Source organism: Pedobacter sp. 05L430, from assembly GCF_056397585.1.
Genome location: NZ_JBFTNT010000492.1, coordinates 1 through 2,339, shown reverse-complemented (window position 1 = coordinate 2,339; position 2,339 = coordinate 1). Strand labels below are relative to the sequence as shown.

Below are 2,339 nucleotides of genomic sequence, written 5' to 3'. Positions count from 1 at the left end.
CCGGTGGAGGTTGCGGTTGTTCCTGAGGCAGAGTGGGTATCGTATTTGCAAAAGGGTGGTTTTTCTTTGGAAGCAGCGGAGTCTATGGCGACGATGACCAAGCTGACGCTGGAACAGGATTATAAGATGCCTGTCAGCCCGGTAAAGGGAAAGACCACGCTGAAGGAGTTTATCAAAGGGGTTGTGAATGGTAGTTAGCTGGTACTTGATGATGTAAAGATACGGATTTGCAAAATAGTACTCATTATTTTGCAAAGTGCACACACCTGCATAAAAATCACGAAAATATTTGCAGAATATTGGTTAGTAATTCTCTGTTGCTTTTGTTCTCACCTAATAAAAATCTGAAATGATGGCATCAATAGAATTAATTACTGAATGCCGATCATCTCTTGTTGAGAGGTTTTCTGTTTGGATATTTGCTGCTCTTCTTTTGCTTTAATCTTCTTATCAATTAATTTACCGTATAGGCTGTTCTTTGGACCATCAGACAGCTTGTGGTAGGATGATTTTATGAGCTCATAAGTGAATTAAGTGTTCATTAAAGCTTGCTGGTGATTAAAGCCGTAGGGTCCTCTAACATATAGACGAGAATCATGATCAATGTTAGTTCCTGCAAAAATAATACAAAGGAACCACTGAGATAATAAGCTTGTATCGATTTAAAACACAGTTATTTACAAAAAAAGAAATTGCTTGTCTGTTATCTTTTTCACCACCAAAATTGGGGAAGAAATACACACCTTATTTATTGTTTTGTGAAATAGGCATGAAAATACTGGTTGCCATATAAAGGCACAATTTGCTCCGGCCTACCTTTAAAAAACTCATCCCACGCCAGTTTAACTCCAGGGTTGGCATCATGCCCCGGGCCGTTGATTTTGGGGTCGTTATAGTCCATCAGTACGCATATCGATCCTGGCGACATTTTAGGGTAAATCTGACCGAGGCAGAATAACATAATTTCCTTATGCTGCAGCTTATCGCCGCCATGGCCGCAATCAATATGTGCAAAAGCTATCTTTTCGGGTAGTTGGTCTGGTAAAGTCTGTTCAAAATAACCCTTGTGCAGTTCAGGTAGTCTGAGTTTAGCCTGGCTAAAACCTTCCTTCAAAACATCTTCTACATTTCTTTTCTCCGCAAACTTAATTTCAAAGGAGTCATAAAGGTGGAGCTTTTTATCAGAATGGTTCTGTTCAATAACTTTCCCAAAAAGCAGCGCGCACTGTCCGGAAAAACACCCCAATTCCACCACATCACCCGCTATACCATTCTGTATTACCGTATTCAGTAGATGATAGTAATTGATTCGCTGTTCAATTGTATTCATGTCTACAGTGGTATCTATAGGGCTAATCACCACATCTAGTCAGGTCAGCCAGATAGCCTGTTACCTGGGTTATGAAGATATTTCCTATTTTATCAGATTTTTCAAAAAGCATACCGGCACTTCGCCCGAGGCATTCTGAAAAAAAAATCAAATAAGTCCTATTCAACTTCATTTTTGTCCTATCCCGCAGGCTACAATCGAAATTACCTTTGATAAGTATTCAAAAAAGTAATTTGTATGAAAACAAAAATGAAACTAATTGCAGCGTTAAAGAGATGGGTTGTGGTCTATCCGTCAATCACGTTGCCTCTATATTTATTGGGGGAAAGCCCCCTGGTATTGCCTTTGACCCCCACACATGTTGTAGAGGGCAACACGATAACCTGTAACCAAGAAAGCGGTTGAAACAACTTCAACCGCTTTCTCTTTTCTCAATAGGTGACTATTTACTCACTATTGGTGTGGCATAGCTGTCATATTCTTTTATGATAAAACCTGTTTTTTTCAGGCCTGGCAGAAATTGATTTGCCTGTCCTACAATAACTACTCTGGAATTATCATGGTTGAAGTACTTTTTACTTACACGCAAAATATCCGCTGCAGTAACTGCATTGAGTTTTTGCAGGTATGTACGGTAGAAATCTTTTGGAAGTTTGTTGATCAGAATGTTGCTGGCAAAACCTGCACTTCGCGCTGGATTTTCAAGCCCCAGGGCAAAAGAACCGTTGTATAAGTTTTTCGCATTCTGAAGGATTTCCGGGCTGACTCTTTCGTTACGCATGATTGTGATCTCTTTTAAAAATTCGACTACAGCACTATCCACTTTTTCATTTCTTACTGAAGCTGTAGCACTGAAAGTTGATTGTCCTCTTCCTGAGCCGGTTCTCGAATAGGCTCCGTATGTAAAGCCGTGTTTTTCTCTCAGATTTCTAAAAAGCTTTGCATCAGCTCCACCCCCTAGAATCTGATTGGCAAGCAATACTGCGTGATAATCCGGACTGCTCATTGG

4 protein-coding genes are annotated in these 2,339 nt (G+C 40.1%); 2 read left to right on the top strand and 2 right to left on the bottom strand.

All coding sequences use genetic code 11. The features are described from left to right. Positions 1–198 (top strand): hypothetical protein (locus AC1DG9_RS26745; RefSeq protein WP_477635655.1); only part of this gene is annotated, 198 nt, incomplete at its 5' end. A 550-nt stretch (positions 199–748) separates the two neighbouring features. On the opposite strand, the gene AC1DG9_RS26740 is transcribed toward AC1DG9_RS26745, so the two are convergent. Continuing rightward, on the bottom strand, positions 749–1,330 hold the full coding sequence (locus tag AC1DG9_RS26740) for a TylF/MycF/NovP-related O-methyltransferase (protein WP_477635654.1): 582 nt from the start codon (positions 1,328–1,330) through the stop codon (positions 749–751). Between AC1DG9_RS26740 and AC1DG9_RS26735 the strand changes: the two genes are divergently transcribed. After that, entirely contained in the window at positions 1,329–1,469 is a 141-nt protein-coding gene (locus AC1DG9_RS26735; RefSeq protein ID WP_477635653.1) for a helix-turn-helix domain-containing protein, read from the top strand. The two genes, AC1DG9_RS26740 and AC1DG9_RS26735, sit on opposite strands and share 2 nt — an antisense overlap. A gap of 303 nt (positions 1,470–1,772) precedes the next feature. Here AC1DG9_RS26735 and AC1DG9_RS26730 read toward each other — a convergent pair. Further along, positions 1,773–2,339, bottom strand: a 567-nt coding sequence (locus AC1DG9_RS26730; RefSeq protein WP_477635652.1) for a M16 family metallopeptidase, incomplete at its 5' end; no start/stop codon positions are given.

Excerpts from the sequence above, each read along its gene's own strand:
- AC1DG9_RS26740 (WP_477635654.1), bottom strand. The coding sequence starts at position 1,330 with ATGAATACAATTGAACAGCGAATCAATTACTATCATCTACTGAATACG.
- AC1DG9_RS26735 (WP_477635653.1), top strand. The coding sequence starts at position 1,329 with ATGTCTACAGTGGTATCTATAGGGCTAATCACCACATCTAGTCAGGTC.